This window comes from Bifidobacterium santillanense (assembly GCF_018555385.1).
In the GTDB taxonomy this organism is placed as follows: Bacteria; Actinomycetota; Actinomycetes; order Actinomycetales; family Bifidobacteriaceae; genus Bifidobacterium; species Bifidobacterium santillanense.
In genome coordinates this window covers 282,877-303,908 of sequence record NZ_JAFEJS010000002.1, presented here as the reverse complement: position 1 = coordinate 303,908, position 21,032 = coordinate 282,877, and the positions used below count along the sequence as shown (strand labels likewise).

15 protein-coding genes, 3 tRNA genes and 1 pseudogene are annotated in these 21,032 nt (G+C 64.4%); 7 read left to right on the top strand and 12 right to left on the bottom strand.

Translation table 11 applies throughout. The features are described 5' to 3' along the window. Positions 1–30 precede the first annotated feature (30 nt). Positions 31–3,192, bottom strand: coding sequence for a beta-galactosidase, LacZ type (gene lacZ, locus JS528_RS03830; protein WP_214357768.1), 3,162 nt, complete (start codon positions 3,190–3,192; stop codon positions 31–33). Between the two features lie 361 nt (positions 3,193–3,553). On the opposite strand from lacZ, the gene JS528_RS03825 reads away from it, so the two are divergent. Beyond that, positions 3,554–5,035, top strand: coding sequence for a glycoside-pentoside-hexuronide (GPH):cation symporter (locus tag JS528_RS03825; RefSeq protein ID WP_214357767.1), 1,482 nt, complete (start codon positions 3,554–3,556; stop codon positions 5,033–5,035). A 171-nt stretch (positions 5,036–5,206) separates the two neighbouring features. Here JS528_RS03825 and JS528_RS03820 read toward each other — a convergent pair whose 3' ends face one another. Continuing rightward, the gene (locus tag JS528_RS03820) at positions 5,207–9,502 is read right to left on the bottom strand and encodes an LPXTG cell wall anchor domain-containing protein (protein ID WP_214357766.1); all 4,296 of its coding nucleotides are present in this window, start codon (positions 9,500–9,502) and stop codon (positions 5,207–5,209) included. A gap of 388 nt (positions 9,503–9,890) precedes the next feature. Here JS528_RS03820 and JS528_RS03815 point away from each other — a divergent pair, with 388 nt between their 5' ends. Continuing rightward, on the top strand, positions 9,891–10,904 hold the full coding sequence (locus tag JS528_RS03815; protein ID WP_214357765.1) for an Abi family protein: 1,014 nt from the start codon (positions 9,891–9,893) through the stop codon (positions 10,902–10,904). Between the two features lie 101 nt (positions 10,905–11,005). Here the strand turns inward: JS528_RS03815 and JS528_RS03810 are convergent, their stop codons facing one another. The 8 genes from JS528_RS03810 to JS528_RS03780 form a co-directional block, all read right to left on the bottom strand. Then, positions 11,006–11,257 carry a hypothetical protein gene (locus JS528_RS03810; RefSeq protein ID WP_240541288.1) on the bottom strand — a complete coding sequence of 84 codons (252 nt, stop codon included), beginning with the start codon at positions 11,255–11,257 and terminating at the stop codon, positions 11,006–11,008. 134 nt (positions 11,258–11,391) lie between these two features. After that, on the bottom strand, positions 11,392–11,799 hold the full coding sequence (locus tag JS528_RS03805) for a transcriptional regulator (RefSeq protein ID WP_214357764.1): 408 nt from the start codon (positions 11,797–11,799) through the stop codon (positions 11,392–11,394). A gap of 122 nt (positions 11,800–11,921) precedes the next feature. Further along, positions 11,922–12,161: a BrnA antitoxin family protein gene (locus JS528_RS11515; RefSeq protein ID WP_240541196.1), complete on the bottom strand. Its 240-nt coding sequence runs from the start codon at positions 12,159–12,161 to the stop codon at positions 11,922–11,924. Positions 12,162–12,165: 4 nt separating this feature from the next. Further along, positions 12,166–12,762, bottom strand: coding sequence for a ParA family protein (locus JS528_RS03800; protein ID WP_043164867.1), 597 nt, complete (start codon positions 12,760–12,762; stop codon positions 12,166–12,168). 43 nt (positions 12,763–12,805) lie between these two features. Continuing rightward, positions 12,806–13,333, bottom strand: a complete 528-nt coding sequence (locus tag JS528_RS03795; protein WP_043164869.1) for a WhiB family transcriptional regulator — start codon at positions 13,331–13,333, stop codon at positions 12,806–12,808. Continuing rightward, a complete protein-coding gene (locus JS528_RS03790) occupies positions 13,330–14,541 on the bottom strand; it encodes a helix-turn-helix domain-containing protein (protein WP_043164871.1) in 1,212 nt (403 codons plus the stop codon). The genes JS528_RS03795 and JS528_RS03790 overlap by 4 nt, the downstream gene beginning before the upstream one ends. Then, positions 14,538–14,684 carry a hypothetical protein gene (locus JS528_RS03785; RefSeq protein WP_190973027.1) on the bottom strand — a complete coding sequence of 49 codons (147 nt, stop codon included), beginning with the start codon at positions 14,682–14,684 and terminating at the stop codon, positions 14,538–14,540. The genes JS528_RS03790 and JS528_RS03785 overlap by 4 nt, the downstream gene beginning before the upstream one ends. Before the next feature lie 50 nt (positions 14,685–14,734). Further along, on the bottom strand, positions 14,735–14,908 hold the full coding sequence (locus JS528_RS03780; protein WP_162834849.1) for a hypothetical protein: 174 nt from the start codon (positions 14,906–14,908) through the stop codon (positions 14,735–14,737). A 470-nt stretch (positions 14,909–15,378) separates the two neighbouring features. On the opposite strand from JS528_RS03780, the pseudogene JS528_RS11865 reads away from it, so the two are divergent. After that, positions 15,379–15,639 (top strand): annotated as a pseudogene (locus JS528_RS11865) (helix-turn-helix domain-containing protein); the annotation flags it as partial. 159 nt (positions 15,640–15,798) lie between these two features. Here the strand turns inward: JS528_RS11865 and JS528_RS03770 are convergent. Both JS528_RS03770 and trmB read right to left on the bottom strand, forming a co-directional pair. Next, positions 15,799–15,870 (bottom strand) — tRNA-Glu (locus JS528_RS03770). A gap of 68 nt (positions 15,871–15,938) precedes the next feature. Beyond that, complete coding sequence (gene trmB, locus JS528_RS03765) at positions 15,939–16,862, bottom strand: tRNA (guanosine(46)-N7)-methyltransferase TrmB (RefSeq protein ID WP_214357763.1); 924 nt, start codon at positions 16,860–16,862, stop codon at positions 15,939–15,941. 340 nt (positions 16,863–17,202) lie between these two features. Between trmB and galE the strand changes: the two genes are divergently transcribed. From galE to JS528_RS03745, 4 genes are all read left to right on the top strand, one after another. Then, positions 17,203–18,216 (top strand): UDP-glucose 4-epimerase GalE, encoded by a 1,014-nt coding sequence (gene galE / locus JS528_RS03760; RefSeq protein WP_214357762.1) that lies wholly within the window; start codon positions 17,203–17,205, stop codon positions 18,214–18,216. 388 nt (positions 18,217–18,604) lie between these two features. Beyond that, positions 18,605–18,678 (top strand) — tRNA-Asp (locus JS528_RS03755). Positions 18,679–18,700: 22 nt separating this feature from the next. Then, positions 18,701–18,776 (top strand) — tRNA-Phe (locus tag JS528_RS03750). A 164-nt stretch (positions 18,777–18,940) separates the two neighbouring features. Further along, positions 18,941–20,935 carry a beta-N-acetylhexosaminidase gene (locus JS528_RS03745; protein ID WP_214357833.1) on the top strand — a complete coding sequence of 665 codons (1,995 nt, stop codon included), beginning with the start codon at positions 18,941–18,943 and terminating at the stop codon, positions 20,933–20,935. The last annotated feature ends 97 nt before the right edge of the window (positions 20,936–21,032 follow it).

The window sequence follows — 21,032 nt, the reverse complement described above, 5'->3', positions numbered from 1 at the left end:
ATGGTGGTGCATGCCGCCGCCCGTTGCCGGTCAGATGAGTTCGAGGTTCACGTCGAGGGTGAGCGGCCTGCCTGCGGGCAGCTGGTAGGCCGTGTGGACGGGGGCTCCCCAGGAGTCGTCTCCGCCGACGCCCATCTGCGCCGCGAGCAGACGCAGGTAGTTGTGGCGCGGGGCGGGCATGTCCTCATGGCGGCGCGCGGCTTCGATCATGTAGGTGTTCCATGGCAGCAGGCTGGCCGTGAAGTGACGGTCGCCGCGCTGGCTGACGCGCAATCCGTGGCCTTGGATGTCGGTGGCTTCGAGCCAGCGGACGTCCTCGTGGCTTCCGGTTTCCTGCACCATGAGATACGGCGCCATGCTCGCCTCTGAGGTGGTGTCCCAGATGCCGAGCTTGCCGCCCTGCTTGCGGTCGCGGTAGGTTTCCTCGGGGCCGGGTCCGTAGTAGCACAGCTGCGTGTATTCGCCGGGCAGTTCCCATTCGACACCGAACGCGGGCAGGCTGGCGGCGTTGGTGACACCGCCGGGGTATTCGACGGTCAGTCGCATGCGCATGTCGGACGTGATGCGGTAGGCGACCGTCACGGGCGTGTGGCCCGGGTCGGCGAGCTCGTACCGGTATTCGGCCGTGAGTCCTCCATCGTCGGATTGCGTGATGCTCGTATCGGTCACGATGGCGTAGCGGCCGGCCGCGAACCATGCTGCACGGTCGAATCCGGAACGGTTACCGCGGTCGTTGTCGGTCAGAGGGCGGAAGGTGACGAGTTCCGGGCGTCGCATGACCATTTCCCGTCCGTCCCGCGTCCAGGAGACGATGCCTCCCTGGGTGCGCGACAGGAGGATTTCCTCGTCGTCGCGGCGGATGCCCGCGTTCCACCGGCCGAGCGTGACCGTCGCGCGGCCGTCATCGTCATAATCGGTCTCGGTGATGTCCCGTTCGGGGTTGAGGGTGCCGGTAAGCTGGCCGAACGCGAGCTCGTAGCCGGCCGGCGCCCATGCGGTGGATTCGGCGAGCAGGAGATCGACCTCGTAGGTGACCTCGCGCGTATTCCCATCCGTGTCGATGTCCGGGAAGGCGATGTCATGGCGTTGGGTGTCTCCGGCGGCCACGTCGAACCGGTAGTCGGCGTGCCAGATCTCGCGCCCGTCTTCGAGGAGCCGTGCGGCGAACACGTAGCCGTCGGTGCCGATGAACAGGTTGCGGTTCTCGATGGTCACGCCGTGCCCGTCGGGGGTGAGCTTGATCGGCGAATACAGCTGCTTGACCTCCTGCGCCTTGGGGCTGGGAGTGCGGTCGGCGAACACGATGCCGTTGCCCACGAATTCGTAGTCGGTCGGCCGGTCGCCCCATTCTCCGCCGACGCTGAGTCGTTCGCTCCCGTCGGGCAGGCGCTGGACGAGCCCCTGGTCGATGTAGTCCCAGATGAACCCGCCGGAGTAGCGCTCGTACTGTTCGAGGTCGATGAACTCGCTCAGGCCGCCGCACGAGTTGCCCATGGCGTGCATGTACTCGCAGCTGACGAACGGCTTGTTCGCCGCGCCACGCTCGTCGCCGTGTTCGAGCCAGTCGCGGATCTCGTCCGGCTTGGCGTACATACGGCTTTCGAAATCGCTGATCCCATCATAGGCGTGGTTCCAATTGACGCCTTCGTAGTGGACGGGACGGCCCGGGTCGAGCCGATGCGCGTGCATGCTCATGGCCTTGAGGACTTCGCCCGCGTAGGATTCGTTGCCCAGCGACCAGACGAGTACGCTGGGATGGTTGCGGTCACGCATGATCATGCTGTCCAGCCGGTCGATGCATGCGCCCAGCCAGGCCTCGTCGTCACCGGGGACGGAGGTGCCCACGGGGATGTCGCCGGGGCTGTTCCAGCTGCCGTGGGTCTCCAGGTTGGTCTCGTCGATCAGATAGATGCCGTATTCGTCGCACAGCTCGTACCAGCGTGACTGGTTCGGGTAGTGCGAGGTGCGCACCGCGTTAATGTTGTGGCGCTTCATGAAGCGGATGTCCCACAGCATGTCCTCTTCGGTGACGGCACGGCCGCGCCGGCAGTCGAACTCGTGGCGGTCCACGCCGCGGAACACGAGGCGCTTGCCGTTGAGCTTGAGGACGCCGTCCTCGATGGCCACATGCCGGAAGCCGATGCGGGTGCGCGCGGTCTCCAGAACCTTGCCGTCCGCGTCGAGCAGGGTGACGGACAGTTCGTACAGGTCCGGGCGTTCGGCGCTCCAGGGGGCGGCGTCGTCGATCTCGGCTTCGGCGTGCAGCGTTCCGGCCGCTTCCGTGGCGGTGCGCCAGACGATGGTGCCGTTCTTGTCTCGCAACGCGAGGTCAGCCGTCGCGGCGTTCGTGGCGCCGTCGATCAGCACGTCCAGCGAGAGCGATCCGATCGACGTGGCAGGCTCCCAATCGGCTTCGGCGTGGATGTCGGAGACGTGGGCGGCTGGTCTCGCGTTGAGCTCGACGGAGCGGAACAGGCCGTGCAGCCGCCAGAAGTCCTGGTCCTCCAGCCAGCTCGCGCTCGAATACTCGTAGCAGGCGACCGCCAGCACGTTGCCGTCCTTCCTGACGACGTCCGTCACGTCGAACTCGCTGGGCGTGAAGGAGTCCTCGGCGTAGCCGACGAACGCGCCGTTGAGCCACACGTAGATGGCGGTGGCCGCGCCCTGGAAGGTGAGCGTCACCGTGCGGCCCTCGCGGATGGCCTGGGCGACCGCGCCCTCCGCGGCGAACTTGCGTCGGTAGACCGCCACATGGCCATGCTCGGGGATGGCCGGGGCCTTCGGGTCCTCGTGGCCGTCCCACGGGTACTGCACGTTCACATACTGCGGGTCGAGCAGTCCCGCGGTCTCCAGATGCGAGGGCACCCGCACGCGGGGGAACGACGAGTCGTCGAAGCCCGGCGCGGCGAACAGCGGCGACACGTCGCTGATCCAATCCGGCCCGTCGCTCGTCCCGTCGGGGAAGCTGTTCGCCGGCGCCGTCTCGACGCGGACCCGCCATTCGCCGTCAAGGCTCTGCGTGAGATCCGTGCCCTCGCCGCCGGAGGGGGCGTGCGACCAGCACGCATGGTCGGAATGGGCGTCGAGCCGGTGGACCGCGTACACGCGCGGGTCGGCGAGCCATGCCGTCGTCGGCATGGACGGGGAGACGATCGGATCGCCGTTCTTCCGCTGATCGTCGGTTGTGTTCATGATGTCCTCGCTTTCGCATCGGATTGCGTCGCGTCGTTGCCGCCGCAGTGCGGGAGCCTTCGAATGTGACTCCTTGCACAACGATGATAAAGATATTTACTAATTTACGCAACTTCTTGCGCATGCCTCGACGGCGACTGCGAGAACCTGTGCAAATCCATTGATTGCAACGATAATTCGGCCACTACGGTGTCTTTTCCCCGCGCGTTGCGTCGAATCGACGAACGCAATTCGTTGGCATTGCTTGCGACACGCGGTAAAGTTTTTTACTTTTTCGAGAAAGTTCTATACTCGCGTCTTGCGGGATCGGAGCTGTTCCCGCGCACGGATTCTTTACAGGTCGCAAGGAGGCCACTACACCATGAGCGGATCCACCACACAGCGCACGGCGACGCCCGGACAACCGCAGGCAGCGCCCGCGAGGAACATGGGCCAGAAGATCGCATACGCGTTCGGAAATCTGGGACAGGCCGCGTTCTACAACACGATGAGCACGTTCTTCATCACGTTCGTGACCACCGCGCTGTTCATCGACGTGGACAAGACGCTGGCCGCGCGCCTCATCGCGGTGATCACCGGACTCGTGGTGGTCATCCGCATCGCGGAGATCTTCCTCGACCCGCTGCTCGGCAACCTCGTGGACAACACGGACACCCGCTGGGGCCGGTTCCGCCCCTGGCAGTTCATCGGCGGACTCGTGCCCGGCATCCTGCTGATCATGGTGTTCACCGGCCTGTTCGGCCTCGTGGACGTGAACACCGGCGTGTTCATGGTCCTGTTCGTCATCGTGTTCATCCTGCTGGACGTGATCTACTCGCTGCGCGACATCTCCTACTGGGGCATGATCCCCGCGATCTCCTCCGACTCGCACGAACGCAGCACGTACACCGCGCTCGGCGCGTTCACCGGATCCATCGGCTACAACGGCGTCACCGTCATCGTCGTGCCCGTCGTCAGCTGGTTCACCTGGAAGTTCACCGGCCAATGGGAGCAGGGCCGCACCGGCTGGGCCGCGTTCGCCATCATCATCGCCGTGCTCGGCCTGCTGACCGCGTGGAGCGTCGCGTTCGGCACCCGCGAGAACCAGGGCGAGCTGCGCGCCAAGGCCGAGGCCAACGGCAACCCCATCGAGGCGTTCAAGGCCATCGCCCAGAACGACCAGCTCCTGTGGGTCGCCCTGAGCTACCTGCTGTACTCCGTGGCCAACGTCGCCACCACTGGCGTGCTCTTCTACCAGTTCAAATACGTGCTCGGCGCGCCGGACAGCTTCTCCATCGCCGGCGTCATCCCGGTCATCACCGGACTGGTCACCACGCCCCTCTACCCGGTGCTCAACCGCCGCATCCCGCGCCGCTGGCTGTACACCGCCGGCATGGCGTTCATGATCGCCGGCTACACGCTGTTCATCATCGCGCCCATGAACCTGCCCGTCGTCATCGTCGCGCTCGTCCTCTTCTACCTGCCCGCGCAGACCATCCAGATGACCGCCATCCTGAGCATGACCGACTCCATCGAATACGGACAGCTCAAGACCGGCAAGCGCAACGAGGCCGTCACCCTCTCCGTGCGCCCGATGCTCGACAAGATCGCCGGCGCGCTGTCCAACGGCATCGTGGGCTTCGTGGCCGTCGCCGCCGGCATGGTCGGCAACGCCACCGCCGCCGACATGACCGCCGCGAACATCCGCACGTTCAAGACCTGCGCCTACTACCTGCCGCTCGCCGGCATCGTCGCCAGCCTCGTCGTCTTCCTCCTGACCGTCAAGATCGACGAGAACATGCACGACCACATCGTCGAACAGCTCGAAGAACGACTCGCCTCCGAGGAAACCGACAAGCAGTAAGCAATCAAGGCAGCAAGGGAACGGCCCGGCGCTAACGGTTTGAACCGTTGGCGCCGGGCCGTTGCCATGCCCGCCGGGGAGAGAAGAAGGAAGAGAACCGGCGGGGTTCCGGCCGGATTGTCGTCCGGCCGGAAGAATCATCGCGGCAGGGAACGGTCCCTGCCGCTTCGGTCAGACCACGGATTGCCCGCCGGGAACCGGATCGGCGGTTTCGACGGCATCCGCGTCGGCATCCTCGGCATCGACGGGTTGCATCGTGCCGGAGTGGCGGCCGCCGGCGTTGTTCCCGCGCCTGAACCTGCGGGCGGCGACCAGTCCCACGCCGACGGCGAGCAGCGTGATCGCCGCGGCGATCACGCCCTGGATGGCGGCGCCGGTGTGGGCGAGCCCGGTTCGGTAGCCGTTCCAGTCGTCGGTGTTGCTGACCACCTCGGTATCGGGGCAGACGAGCCTGCCGTCGATCGTGACCGCGTCATCGGGTGCGGACGTCTCGTCCTTGCCGTCGAACGGATCCGGGTCGGAGACGACGCATTCGATCAGAGGCGTGCCGGTGACCGTGGCACGGTCGGTGTGATGGTCGGTCACGCCCTTGAGGACGCCCTTGACCTCGACGCTCTCGCCGGGCTTGAGGATGCGACTGTCCCAATCGGCGGGGTATTCGAGATCGGTCACCCGGCCGTCGCCGGCGACCAGTTGGTCCTTGAGGTTCAGGTCCTTGGTGCGGTACCATGCGCCCTGCTTGGTGTCGGGGTCGGTGGTGCTGGTGTTGGTGATGGTGAACACGATGCGCGTGTCGCCCTGCATGGCCAGCGCGTCCTTGACCTGGTCGCGGTCGCCGGCCGGCCAGCCGGAGGCCTCGTCCCATTTCTCGATCTTCAGGCTCGGTGTCATGTCGGGCGTGTGCGTCTCGACCTGGTTGGAAGGCCGTTTGGTGCCGTTGAGGGTTTCGTCGAACCGGTTGGCGATGTGTTCTCCGGTCTTGACGCGCTTGCACTGGATGAACGCGGTCCATGCCTGCTCGCTTTCGTCGTCGCCGCTGACGAGGTCGAGCATGCGCTGGGTCGCGGTAACGGTGACCACGCCCTTGTCGTCCTGCGCGAGGGTGAACAGTTCGCCGCCGTATGCGCCGGCATCGAAGCCGCTGCCGGCGATCTTCACGCCTTTATGGGCGATCACCTTGCCCTGTTCGGTCAGGTCGCGCATGGCGTACACGGCCCATTGGCCGGTGTACTGGTCGTGCTCGGTGTCGAGCGGGTCGGCGATGCTCCAGTCGGTGACCTTCTGGTAGGCGCGGTGAGCGGGCAGCACGGAGCTGTCGAGACGGTAGAGGAACAGGCTGTTGAGGTACACGCTCCGCTTGTCGATGGATTCGCCGTCCACCTTCACGACCACGTCCTTGGACGGGTTGACGGGTTTGAGGGGGTTGGCGACCTCGTTGGTGTCCTTGCGGGTGTCGTTGACGACCTGCGTGGCCTTGTTCTTCACGATATGTCCGTCGGTGACCTTGATGACGGTCATCGGCAGGCTCACCTCATAGCTCGTGCCCAGCATCGACTGGTCGATGGCCGGCTCCTTCAACGGGTCGTGGTCCTTCTTTTCGGCGTATTCCTTGAGGTTCTTGGGCTGGGGGTCGCCCTTGATGGTCTCGCCGGTGGCCGGCACCTTCGTGTCCGCGGTCTTGGCGTACACGTAGGCGACGCCGTCGATCGCCGCGATGTTGAACTTCGCGGTCACGTCCTTGCCGGTCGCGGTGTCGGTGACCTCGATGCGCTTGTCGTCAAGGGAGAGATATTCGTCGTCCCAGTCATCGGTCATGCCGAGCCTCCAGACCTTGTAGGCCTGGTTGGTCTGCTTGGCGTCGATGGTCACGCGGTAGTAGATCCGGTCGCCCAGCAGCGCGGTCTTGCCGTCGATGCTGATGGACGGGTCGGCCTGGGTGTCTTTCTTCACCGGCGTGAAGTCGGGCGGCTCGTTCCACACCCTGTTGCTCGGGGTGACCATGTTGTTCAGTGTCAATGCCCACTGGTTGCCGATCTTGGTGTCCGTGGGCGCGTCCTTGGCGACCGTGCCCTCGAAGCGGACGATGATGCGCGGGTTCGCGCCGTTGCGCCAGTTGGTCTTCACGTATCCGTCGGAGAACACGAGGCGCACCGCGTGCTGTCCGTCGTTCCACTGGGTCTCGTACTCGGTTTTCGGGATGAACTTGCCGGTGGACAGGTCGGTGACCTCCAGGGTCTGCTTGTCCACTTCAAGATGCTCGTCGTAGGTGTCGGTGACCGCCACCTCGCTGACGGAGTACGCGAGATTGCCGGGCAGGTGGGGCTGTGTCTCCAGACGGTATTCCACGCGCTGGCCCGGGTAGACGACCCTGCCGTCCACGGACGCCTGGTCGCCTCCCTGCGAGGATTCGCCGACCACGTCCTTGACGACGGGCGGTATGTAGCCGCAGATCTTCGGTTCGTTCGTGGGGATGGTGTGCGTGTTGACGGTCTGGGATCCCTTGTTCGTCAGCGCCTTGCCATCCGGCGTGGTGCAGAACGACAGTTCGTCGCTCGACTGCTTGCCGAAGTCGTCGCGCACCTGGCCCGCGCCCTTGCCGTTGGCATAGGACGCCTTGCCGGGAATGAGCAGCGTGACCTGCTTCGCGGTCTTCAGCCCCTTCAATCCCTCGCGGTAGGCCTGGCCTGCGGTGGCGGTCACCGTGGTGCCTTCCATCGTGATCGTCCACTGGCCGGTGACGTCCCTGCCGTGGTTGGCGATGTCGGTGACGCTGGACTCGCGATCGGTGCCGGCATCGGCCTCGTACACCTTGATCTTCGACTTGTCGTCGGCGTCGAACAGGTAGTCGGCGGCCGACCAGTCGTCCGTGAGCGTCAGAGCCTCCGGGGCTTGGATGAGGTTTTTGGCGATGGTGCCGTTGACCACCGAGGCGACCCGGTCCCCGTCCAGAAGCGTCATATTGTCGGCGCCGGTCTGGTTGGTCTCCTTCGGGTCGATGACCGCCTCCCATTGGCCCTTCGCGTTCAGGCGGATCCAGCTCTTGTCGGGATTCGGCCGCCACGTATCGAACTGTTTCGTTCCGGCGTCGGCCTCGGGCTCGTGGTTCCACTGGCCCCACGCATGGTCCCTGACCTGCTGGAAGTCGGAGGGCTTCGACACGGTCACGTCGAAGCTGAATTCGTAGACATGGTCCAGGGGCATCTCGCCCTTGTCCGCCGAACGAGCGGCCGACACCGTGTTCGACGCCTTGTCCCAGTTGATCTCGAACTCGCCGGAAACGTCGCGGTTGCCGTCGGTCCTGTCGATGAGCCTGTAGTTGTCCACGGAGTATTCGACGCCGTTGGGTTCGATCACGTCGCGGAAACGCATCTCGTAGCCGCCGCGGCCGGTGCCGTACGTGATGGTGGTGCGGTTCGTCATCCGGTCGGCGCTCACGCCGTCCTCGATCTTCTTGACCGGGGGTTCGGGCGGCACCGAGCTCACCTTCCAGGATTCGGCCGGGTCGCGGTCCGCGGTGTCCACGGCCGCCTGCATGCGGCCCTGCTTGGGCACCTGGATGTCGATCCAGTACGAGCCCTCGGCCCAGTATTTCATGCCGAAATCCTTCGGCGAGGCGAGATTGTCGAGCTGGGTGTCTCCATTGCCGGAGAAGCTGATCGGCTTGCTCACGCTCTTCGCGGGCAGGTAGGGGCCGTTCTCGTAATGGATGATCGCGGTGCCGTTCAACGTCTCCTTGATCGCGGAACCGCCGTTGTCTGCGTGGATGACGTCGCCGATCGGGTCGGTGGAGCCGACCTGCATGTCGGTCTTCTGCTTGTGGCTGGTGGTCACGTTCAGCTTGTAATCGACCGGTGGCTGGTTCTGCGCCAGCACGATCACGCGGAACGAGGCGTTCGGGTTGGAGTTGATCGACTCCTGTGCCAGCGAGTCAACGCTGCGCGTGCCGAGCTTGTCCTTCCACGTGGTCGAGGTCGAGTACTTCTGCCCCTGATACGTGTAGTCGCCCTTCGCCTCGGCCTTCCACTGCGCCTCCCAACGGTTCTTCGCGTTCGAGCTCACGTAGCTGCCGTTGAACGAACCATCCGCCAAGCGCACGTAGCCCACCGCCACCAGACGGCAGTCCGCGTTCCCCTCACCCGTATAGGAGCGTTGGCACTCATCGATCGCGTCGCTCAAAGTCTTGTTCATGTTCACGAACTGGTTCTGCCCGTTCGCCAGATCGGACGACAGACGCACCTTCGCATCACTCAACGCCGTCTTCATGCCATCCAGCGTGGCCGGCCACGAATCCTTGTAGATCCAATGCACATCGGCCGTCTGCGTCGGACCACCGCCCGAACCGCCACCGTCCTCGCCGGAACCACCGCCACCGTTATCGGCCAACGCGACCGGAACCAGACAGGCCAGCAACGCCGCGGCGGCAGTGATCGACGCCACCGCGCCGGTGCCCTTCTTCCCGAACCTCATACGAAATCCTTTCCCACATGCGATCACAAGCCCTTCTCCGGGAAAGGGAGGAGACGGGGACTCCAGAACCCGCCTCCTCCCGGGTCCCTGGAAGAAAAGCACGCCCGCAAGCCCGACGGCCGGCCGTCGGACCCCGAACGCACCATCAGCATCACCCCGCATCGAGCGACGCTGCGGCGGACATGTGACGAAGATTGGCAACCCGTTCACGGATGAAACATGACGCGAATACTACATTTAGTGCATCGCTCTGCTTTGGATACTAGATGTACGGAGTGTTCTGTATCTTTACGAAAGGCGATATATTCGCTACAATTAGCGATGTTAAAAGCCACCATTGCCTCTCACTGAAGCACACTAGGGTGGCATTTTTCTTATCGGAGGAACGATGGACGAGAATGATACTCCACAGCTCCGCCCCTATCCGCAGCATCCGCCGAAATCATTGGATGATTTATCGGCCAAGCTTATTGACAACGGTTTGTCCGGAATAAGTCGTGAGCTGCTTGAGCGTCGAATCGAGCAAGTGGGATACTTCCGGCTGAAAGGGTACTGGTATCCGTTCCTCACCCCGGTATCGGAGCAGTCGGCGAAGCGCTCATTGCCCTTCCGTCAAGATGTGCAATTCAAGGATATCTGGGATAGATACCTGTTCGATCAGGAACTGCGGATGCTGGTATTCGACGGCATCGTCACCATCGAGATCTATCTCAAGAGCTTCCTCGCCCATGAACTATCGGTATTCGGCGGCGAATTCGGCTACATGACACGGGAAGGACTCCCGGGGTTGAGCTATGACGACCATCTGGCTTGCCTTTCCTCGTTGCGTTCGACATTCACCAAATCAAATCTTCCGTACCTCAGGCATTTTCGGAGTACCTACAGCGATCCGCTGCCTCCGTATTGGATGATCGTCGGATGCCTGAGCTACGGAACACTCAAGGAGAACTTCTACCAAGGAGCGCCAGACCATATCAAGAGAAAGCTGGCCACCAGGCTGCATATCTTCAACCCCAACCCGAATCCCGCCGTACGCGGCGACGCCAAAATCCTCTCCAATTGGCTTGAGACTATCCGGCAGGCCCGGAACATGACCGCGCACCACGATCGCTTCTGGAACGAAACCAGCACCCGCATAGCGCCGAAACTGCCGAAGCATCGCAGCGGATCCCATGCAAAGGGTTGGTGGGGCAACGATTGGGATATCTTCCGTAAGTCCTCCGGCCCCGCTGCATTCCTCACCATGGAGAACTACCTGACATCCCAGATCGACGGACCCGCATGGACGGAGAAATTCATCTCCCTCATGGACGGGTACCCTCAGATTCCAAAGTCTGACATGGGATTCCCTGACGGATGGAGGGTGTCGCCGCTGTGGCGAGTCGATGGCTCAGCTCATTGACGGGGCATCCTAATTGCATAAATGGGAAACGCGCGCCTTTCAGGGACGTGGATTCAAGGAATTACCCGTCCCTGAAATGATAGGCGACAGAAACATCGTCTTTATTTGACGATGCGAGTGATTACATAGGTCATAAGACCTGCGATGACGGTGACGGCGGCAAGGAGCGCCAGTCTGGTTTCGTGGCGTTCCTTGGCCGCCATGTCGGCTTGTCGGTTGGCCAGGGCTTCGGCTTCGGCGGCGACGCCGCTGGCGGCGATGGCAGCGATATGCGCGCTCATCTGGTCTTCGAGCGCGGAATCCTCGCTCGTGCCGTCGAAGATCTCTTCGTCTTCGTTATGGTTGTCGTTCATGGTTCTACTCCGTTCCTGATTGTTGGATTGTTTGCTTTCCCGATTGTTGGCTTGCTTGATTGCTTGCATGTCCGATTGACTGCATGCAGTCAAGTTTGATTGTTTGATTGCCTGCATGCGGGCTTGTCTGCTTGTCAGCTTTCGTTTTGCCCGGCGAGGATGGACATGCGGGCGGCGATGAGCGCGTGGCGCGCGATCTCCAGGTAGAGCTGGTGTCCCTCGCCGTCGCCCCAGAACCGGTCGAACTGTTCGGTCGGCATCATGCTGGCGGGATCGAACCCGTTCCACACGCCGCCGCAGAACACCTTCGCCGCCGCGTTCACCTCCTCGTCGGATGGCATGCCCGGATGCCCTTCCGCGGAGTCCGCGGCCGCGCGCATCTGCGCGCCGAACGCGCGGGCCTGCAATGGCGAGAGCGTGTACGCCAGTCCCGCCGTGGAGCCCGCGGGGAATCCCGTGTTCACGCCGAGGGTGATGACGTGCGCCTCCTCGCCGATGCTGATCCGGTCGCCGAGCACGGAGACCTCCATCGAATAGTCCATAGTGTCTCCTTTCCGCAGACGCGCCGGCTTGCCGGATCGCGTCTGCATGTTTGACTGCCTGAACGTTTGGTTGTTGGCTTGTTTGCTTGCTGGATTGTCGGATTGCTTGATTGTCTGACGGGTTACGGCTCGTCGTCGCCGTCGAGCCGGTCGAGCTCGCGTTCGATGGCGACGCGCAGGAGTTGCTGCATGGGCAGTCCGTGCGCGGCGGCCGTGGTCTTGAGTCGGGTCTTGAGCGACACGGGTATGCGCAATGAGAGCATGACCAGCGGTTCGCCCGTGGTCTTGGAGGTCTTGTTCTGCTGGCGCAGCACGTCGTCGAACGGCACCGGCCGTGCCAGTGGCTGGTAGTTGCCCTGCATGGTCTCACTCCTGCTTTCCGGCGATCTGCTGGAGTTCGGTGACGAGGTCGCGGTATTCGCCCAGCTGGTGCGGGTTGGTGCCGAGCGAACGCTTGTAGGACTGAGCCTTCGGCACGATCGTGTCGAACCGGGGAGTGTCCATGGCGTTGAGGGCGTCCATGGTGTCGCGGAACGCCTTCGTGTTGTGTTCGGCCTTGACCAGCAGCAGCGCGGCGGGCGTGCTCATCCTGGCCATGTCGAGGGTGCTCCATGCCTGCTGGAGGTCCATGGGCGAGTCCGATGCCGGCACGATCACGAAGTCGGCCGCCTTGATGGCCATGTCCAGGGTCGGCCCCTGCGGCGGCGCGTCGATGATCGCCCATTCGTCCGGGTCGGCTCCCGCGGCGAGCTGGCGGAGCGTGGCCTGGTTGGCGGGCAGCACGTCGAACGTCAGCGGGTCCGCGGTCTGTTCCGCGGCAGCGGCCCACAGGCTCGCGCTGGACTGTGGGTCGGCGTCGTACACGACGGCCCTGCCGCCTCTGGAAACGATGACCGAGGCGATGTAGATGCTGGACGTGGTCTTCGCGACCCCGCCCTTGGCGTTGGCTATGGCGATGCGCATTCGTTCTTCTCCTTTGCGACTGTCGGCGATCATGCGAACCTGGTCAGTCGGTCGCTTGATTGTTTGCTTGCTGGATTGCTTGGATTCCTGCTTGCTTGATTGTTTGATTGTCTGACGGCTCATGTGGGGCGGGGCGATCGGCCGTCCTGCCCCGTGCGCGCAGGCGTCGTTGTTGGCGTTCGGCGCTGGCCTCGTCGGTGGCTTCGTCGAACACGTTCCGGTGGGCGCGTATCCAGTCCGTGAGCAGCCGCCAGCGTTGCGGCCACGGCAGGCCGCGGTCCCGGCAGGGGACGCCGTCGGCTTCGGCCATGCGCGCGATCCTGCGCCGGTCGGTGCACACCTTGCCGCCGTACACGCCCCATTCGAGTCCGCCGCTGGCCGCGTAGGCCAGGCATTCGGCGCGTACCGGGCATCGTTCGCACACGGCCTTGGCGACCGAGTGGAACGCCTTCGCGTCGCCGGGACGGTGCTCGAACTCCAGCGACCACAGGTAGTCGGACCATGGTTGCGGGAAGTCGCGGCATTCGCCGGCCTTCTTCCACGCCTCAAGACGCTGCCCGTCCCCGCTCATGGCCGCACCGCCTCCGCCGGCGCGCCTGTCTTCGTCTTGCGCCGTCCGGCGACGTCGTGGGTGGCGTGGTTGCGTTTGTCGTACGCGCATACCGGGCACGTCTCTTGCGAGATGACGCCTTCGATGTGTTCCTGGCACAGCGAGGTGCGCAGCAGCGCAGCCCCGTAGATCGGCACACGGCTCGCGGACGACGAGCTGACCGGTATCGCCCGGTTGGGATCCTTGACGACCGGCAGCGGGGCGTCTGGCGCCCGCTTGCCCGTCGGATCGGGATGGGTGAGCATTTCCAGCCGCAGCTGCACGTAGTTCGCGGCGAACCTGGCGCCGCTGGTGAGCCGGGGCAGCCAGTAGCGGTTGCGGTACGCCCAGTCCATCGTCGCGACGATCTCGCCGTACGGCCTGTCGATCAGCAGCGAGTGGACGGCCTTGCGGTCGGCCATGGTCGCCGGAACATCGAACCTCTGGTCCACGGCGAGCATGCGCCGGCGGATGCCGTCGAGCACGCGCACCTCTTGGCCTGCGCGTTCCGTGACCGGCTCAGGCAGCTTGCCGGGTTCGGGCACCCATAGCGGGTTCCTGCAACCCCTTGGAGGCAGGGCCCTGCCCCAATCGGTCGTTGGAACGGGTTCGGGCTTCGGGTCGGCGACCGGCTTCGTGGAGGCTTGTTCGGCGTTGAGGGGAGCATCCCCGAAGGGGATGAGGGGAGAATTGTTTATCACTTGTCTATTGGGTGACTTTCTGTCCAAGATTCCGGGACAATTTGTCCTCGGCTCCACGTCCTTCGGCTCGGGTGACAATCCGTCGGGTGACAAATTGTCCTTCATCGGATCCGGCTTGCCGTCGCCTTCCGCCAGCGCGTCCAGGTTCCGGGGCTTCTCCTCGATGTTCTCGGCAGGATGGTCGCCGTCCATGACGACGTCCCACACGCGCGAGCGGTGCCCCTTGGCGATCGGCTTGCGGGTGCGCGGGTTACGCGCCGACATCTCCTGGTCGCCGGGCCTGATGTAGCCCTTGCGCTCCAGCTCCTGCAACGAACGGATCACGGTGCGCTCACAGCACCCGCAATTGAACGCGATGGTCTCCACGCTCGGCCACGCGGCGGCGCCATCGTCGTAATAGGCGCGGCGGGCCAGATACACCAGCACGAACTTGGTGATGCCCTTGACGTCGTCGCGCTCCCATGCCCAGTTCTCGGCTCTGCTGCTCATCGCTCGACCTTCCCGCCGTCATGCGCCGGGTCCGCTTCGCGGCGTTCGCGCAGTCTCGCGCCGATGTCGTCGCCCAGACGGGCGGCGCGGCACAACGCATACGAGAGAACGCCGCCGGACATGCACACGGCGGCAACGACCAACCACCACATGGTTCGGCCGGTATCGGGGAAACGGTCCGCGGACGCGCGCCTCAGCGGCGCGAGCCCCGGGACGGGTGGGCGAGCATGGACAGCACATGAGCCTTCGCGATGCGCAGATCGACGTTGCCGCCACCCCGCGTCGTCCGCCGCACGGCGTCGCGCTGGCGATTAGGCTCGAAGACAGATGCCCGGCGAATGCCGGCAGTATTGGTAGAATCGGTCATGGCGATGACCCTCCTTCGGGGAATCGGAACGACGGGCGTCTGATCTTGGCGGATATGCGCGCCCGCGGCTCCATGGTTGTTGCCGTTCAATCCCCGCGCCGGGTTCCAGCCGGTCCGGGGATTCTCGTTTCGGGTTTCCACCCGCCATCCGTGAGATAGGCGTCGATGCCGAGCACATACCCAGGGGACAGGTTTCGGTGAATGGCCAGCCAGATCAGGTCGGACTGCTGCCACGGTATCGAGCCGTTGACCTTTCCCGCGACCGAGGATTTGGACGTACCCATCTCCCTCGCGAGGTCTCGGCAGCTCAGACCCGCCGCCGTCATATAACGACGCATCGGAGAATCCATTATTTTTGCCGTCAGTCCATTCACAATAGACAATATAGCAAGAAACTTGCACAGCGGCAAATCATTGTTGTAGGATTATGTCCATCGATATTGGACAACTCTAATCTGAAAGGACTTGATATGGCAAAAATCGAACCGTCGACCGAATCCAATGGACTCGGCGACTACCTGCAGAGGGTATTCATCTGGAACGTCAACATGCAGCTGACCGGCCGCGGGATGACCCAGCAGTCACTTTGCGCGGCACTGGGGCTGAAGAGGGGCGCCGTGTCCGCGAAGATGACCGGCAAGACTTCCTGGACCATCCAGGACATCGCCGCAGTGGCGGAATTCTTCAACGTCCCCCCGCTCTCCCTGCTGGATGCGTCGATGTACGAGCAGATGATGCGCGGAATGAACAGTGACGGAGGTGCATCTTTGGTGGCAGTGGCCACCGCCGGGTTTCCTGTGCGAGCAACTGAAGGCCAAGCTGGCGGCCTGAAACCGTTGGAAACAAAAGGCTCCGGGCCACGATACCTCGTGGAGCCCGGAGCCGGTGAGTACCCCCAGAGAGAGTCGAACTCTCGTTGTCAGATTGAAAGTCTGGTGTCCTAACCGTTAGACGATGGGGGCTGACAACTTGAGCAACATTACACAAGCCGTCGCGGTTGGGCAAGTCGGCCGGTGTGGCCGGCGTGTCGTCACGCCCTGCGGTAGGTGAAGTCGTGGATCACGCGTCCCGCGGCGATGCCCTTCTTCTCGAAGTTGGTCAGGACGCGTCCCTCGAAGCGCGCGGATTCGGCGAAGTCGGCGTGCGGCATGTCGGCGGCGAGGTCGGCGTTGCCCTTGCCGACGTGGCCGGTCGGCAGGCTGACCGTGACGCCGCCCTCGTTGCGCCAGCCGTCGAGGCCGTCCATCACCTCGTGCACGTGCAGCGCGTAGTCCTCGATGTCGGTCGCGATGCGCCAGACGCCGCCGTCGACCAGCGCGCGACGCACCTCGCCGGCGAGCTCGGGCTGGACGATGCGGCGCTTGTGGTGCTTCTTCTTGGGCCAGGGGTCGGGGAAGAACGTCCACACCTCGGCGAGGATGCCGTCGGCGCACACCTTGAGCAGCTCCGGCGCGTTGACCTGCGCCACGCGGATGTTCGTCAGACCCTGCTTGCCGGCGAGCAGCAGCGTGTGGGCGACGCCCGGATCGTAGACCTCGAGCGCGAGGAAGTTCTCGTCGGGTCGCGAGGCGGCAGCGGCCACGACGTTCTCGCCCTGTCCGGTGCCGATCTCGACGATCAGCGGGTTGTCGTTGCCCCACGTCCGGCGCACATAGTCGCGGTCGAGCGTGAAGCCGGGACGCACGTCGAGCGAACCCGCGCCGGCGTTGATGTCGAGCAGGTAGTCATCGGCGTAGTTGTCCCATGCGCGCTGCAGCCGTGCGTCGAGCCGGCCGGAGCGACGCACGAAGGACAGGACCTTGTGCATCGGATGCGCCGGGTGCGCGGTGTCCGTCGTGGAGGAGTCCGAAGTGGGGGCGGCATCCGTGATGGTCGTGTCCGCGGCGGTCGGGGCGATGCCGGAGGGCGATGCCGTCGTCGTTTCCGTCGTTGCCGTCGTCGTGATGTCGGTCATATGGTCGTGGTTCCTTTCCGTTCGTCGTTCGCCATGCGCCGCCGTGCGCGGCCGGTGGTCGAGTCCGTGTCTTCGGGGCCGTGGCCCCGACCTGCGGGGCCTGCGGTCCGCGCGTCGGCCTGGTCCGATGTGGCGTTGCCGCCGCCGTCGCGCCGGGTGCCCCGATTCTTCATATAAGTCCGTTCCATTATTCATCACGATTGCCGACGAATCGCGTGTGTTCGGTCCTGTTACGTGTTATACTCAAATTGTTCGAAAAGATAACAAATGTGAGCAGAAGCGAACAGCGGCTCGCGTCGTCGGACCGCACGCCACTCTCTCATCAAAGGAAAGGTCAGACATGACTGTTCTCGTCACTGGTGGGTGCGGCTACATCGGCGCCCACGTCGTCCACGCGCTTCATCAGGCCGGTGAAAAGGTCGTCGTCGTCGACGATCTGAGCTACGGCAAGCCCACCCGCATCGAGGGCTCCCGCCTGTACGGCATGGACATCTCCGCCCCGGGCGCCGGCGAGCGCCTCGCCGAGATCCTCGACGCCGAGGACGTCGACGCCGTCATCCACTTCGCCGCCCGCAAGCAGGTCGGCGAGTCCGTCGAGAAGCCGCTGTGGTACTACCAGCAGAACATCGGCGGCATGCTCAACGTCCTGACCGGCATGAGCAAGTCCAAGAAGACCAAGAAGCTCGTCTTCTCCTCCTCCGCCGCCACCTACGGCGTCCCGCCGGTCGACGTGGTGCCCGAGGACGTCGTCCCGATGCTCCCGATCAACCCGTATGGCCAGACCAAGCTGTTCGGCGAGTGGATGGCCCGCGCCTGCGAGGGCCGCTACGGCATCCGCTTCTGCGCGCTGCGCTACTTCAACGTCGCCGGCTGCGGTCCGGTCGAGCTCGAGGATCCGGCCATCCTCAACCTCATCCCGATGCTGCTCGACCGCCTCAAGAAGGGCAAGGCCCCGCTGATCTTCGGTGACGACTACCCGACCCCGGACGGCACCTGCGTGCGCGACTACATCCACGTCTCCGATCTGGCCGACGCCCACATCGCCGCCCTGAAGTACCTCGACCGCGACGAGCGCAAGTACGACGCGTTCAACGTCGGCACCGGCGAGGGCACCTCCGTGCGCCAGATCGTCGACGAGCTCAAGAAGGTCACCGGCCTGCCGTTCCAGGAGCACGTCCAGGGCCGTCGCGCCGGCGATCCGCCGCACCTCATCGGCGACCCGACCCGCATCAACACCGAGATGGGTTGGCACGCCAAGTACAACGTCGAGGACATCGTCGAGTCCGCCTGGAAGGCGTGGCAGGCGAACCCGGAGCACCACATCGACGTCGAGTCCTGGAAGCAGGCCGACTGAGACCGCTCGTCGCCGAATGTGACGCATGCGGTGATATGACGTCGTGATGGCATATGGAGACGCGACCGGCTTGTCCGGCCGCGTCTTCGTGTATTCGGGCGCGATGCGGGTCGGTGTGATGGGCGCGCCCCGGTTGGAGTGGATTCATCGGGTTCCGATTCGAATCGGTGTGATGGACGCGTTCCGGATTGGGGCCTGGCGGGAGTGATTCGGGGCTGGCGGGGAGGCTGTTTGAAACCCGCTTTGCCAAATGCTGGGAATCCTTGTGATTCCAACGATTTTCGGCATTGTCCAGTCGATGCGACCGGCGCGACACGCCGAGGATTTGCGTCGGTCGCCGATACGAGTAATATATCTACTCGTTGCCTCACGGAAACGCGAGAAACACGGCCCCGTAGCTCAGTTGGTTAGAGCGCCGCCCTGTCACGGCGGAGGTCACCGGTTCAAGTCCGGCCGGGGTCGCTCGAATGGGAAACCATTCACTGGCTCTGTAGCTCAGTTGGTAGAGCGAGCGACTGAAAATCGCTAGGTCAACGGATCGACGCCGTTCGGAGCCACCAAGCGGAACCCCGCAAGCGTAATGCTTGCGGGGTTTTCTGGTTTTCGTACGCCGACGGCGGAGGGTCGGCATCGCCGCGTCGCCTACGATGGTGCGTGACGTGCGATGACGCACCGTGACGGCGACATAGGGAGGAATCCGATGACGGATGCGATGGACGACCCGATGATTTCCGGTGGCGGCGAGGGCCGCGGCGGCGAGCGGCGATGGGTGCTGATTCCCGAACCGAAATCGATGCGCGAAGGGCGGGGTGCGTTGCTCCTGCCCGTGATCGGTCGGATCAACGAGTCGCGTGCGGTCGGCGACGAACGATACGTATTCGCCGGGCAGCTCGTCGACGACATCCGTGCGGCGACCGGGCTGGAATGGGATATCGTCACGGGCGATCGATGGCCCGGGTGCATCACCCTGACCGTCGATGGCGGCGAGGGCACGTCATGCGGGGAAACGACGTCCGGGGGCGACTCGGCCGCGCCGTCGCCGGGCGGGCTCGATGCACGCGCTTCCGGCGCGTACACGCTCGACATCACCAAGGACGGCGTGACCGTCAGGGGTGCGGACTTCGAGGGCGTGCGCAACGGCGTGCAGACCCTGCGCCAGCTCATCCGCCAATGCGGCGCCGCCCTGCCCCGCCTGCACATCGAGGACCAGCCCGCCTTCGAAACGCGCGGCTACTACCTCGACGTCACCCGCGGGCGCGTCCCCACCCTCGACTGGCTCAAGACCTGGGCCGACAAACTCTGCCTCTACAAATACAACCAGCTCCAGCTCTACGTCGAACACACCTTCGCGTTCGACGGGATGAGCGAGACCTGGCGCGGCTCCAGCCCGCTCACCCCGCGCGACATCCTCGAATTCGACGACTACTGCGCCGAACGCGGGCTAGAGCTCGTACCGTCCGTCTCCACGTTCGGCCACCTCTACATGGCCCTGCGCACCCAATCCCTGCGCGACCTCGGCGAATTCCCCGAAAGCGCCGACGAGCCGTTCGGATTCATCGACCGCATGCGCCACCACACGCTCAACATCAGCGACGACCGCGCCTTCGACCTATCCTGCCGGCTCATCGACGACTACCTGCAGCTGTTCCGCTCCGACAAATTCAACATCTGCGCCGACGAGACCTTCGACCTCGGCAAAGGCCGCTCCAAACCCCTCGCCGAGAGGATCGGCGTCGCCGCCATGTACGCCGACTACGTCACCCGCCTGTGCCGCCACCTCGAAACCCAAGGCAAAAAGCCGATGATGTGGGGCGACATCACCCTCGAACACCCCGAAATCCTGAAAAGACTCCCCGAAACCGTCACCCTGCTCAACTGGCAGTACGACCCGCAAGTCACCGACGAGAAGATCCGCACCGTCGCCCGATCCGGCGCCACGCAGATCGTATGCCCCGCCGTATGGTGCTGGAACGCGCTCCTGCCGCGCATCGACGACGCCTGGAACAACATCACCCGCATGGCCCGCTACGGCACGCAATACGGCGCGCAGGGCATGCTCGTCACCGACTGGGGCGACCTCGGCCACGTCAACGACCCGCGCATGGCCATCCCCGGAATGATCATCGGCGCGCAGGAATCATGGAACCCCGGACGCATCCCCGACGAAACCGACATGTTCCGACGCATCTCCCGACTCGAATACCACGACGTCGACGGCGGGCTCGTTTCGGTCCTCGCCGACGCGGATCGCGACGTGCGATTCGGCTGGGGCGATCTGGTCACATGGCTGGAGACCGGTGGGGCTCCGTCGGTCGCCGAAGGCTCGGCCGGAGGGGGACCGGGCGCCGCCGATGCGGCGCTGCGCGACCGCATGATCCGCATCGCCCCGATGCTCGCCCGGACCGGCGCATGCGGGGCGACGGGCATCGCCGCCGCCGGCGCCGTCATACTGCTCGCGCTCGAAGGCCAGCGGCTGCTCGAACGGGTCGGACGGCATGTCGCGCTCGCCGCCGGAACGACGGCGGGGGAGACACGCGGTGGCGGGATCCCGGTGCCGTCCGACATGGACCCGGACCGTCTCGCCGGCGAACTCGAACGGTGGATGGAGGCGTATGCGGCGCAGTGGCGTACGGTCAGCCGTGAATCGGAGCTGCGGAGGATCGAGGCCGTGGTCTGGCGGACCGCGGATCGTCTGCGTCGCGGCGTGTGGCGCGTGTAGCCGGCCAACTACCCCGCGCCGTTTCACATAGTGGCCATATCATGGCTGTCCGTCCGAACAGTGAACCTGCGGGGCGTGGTCGAGCCGCCCCGATGTT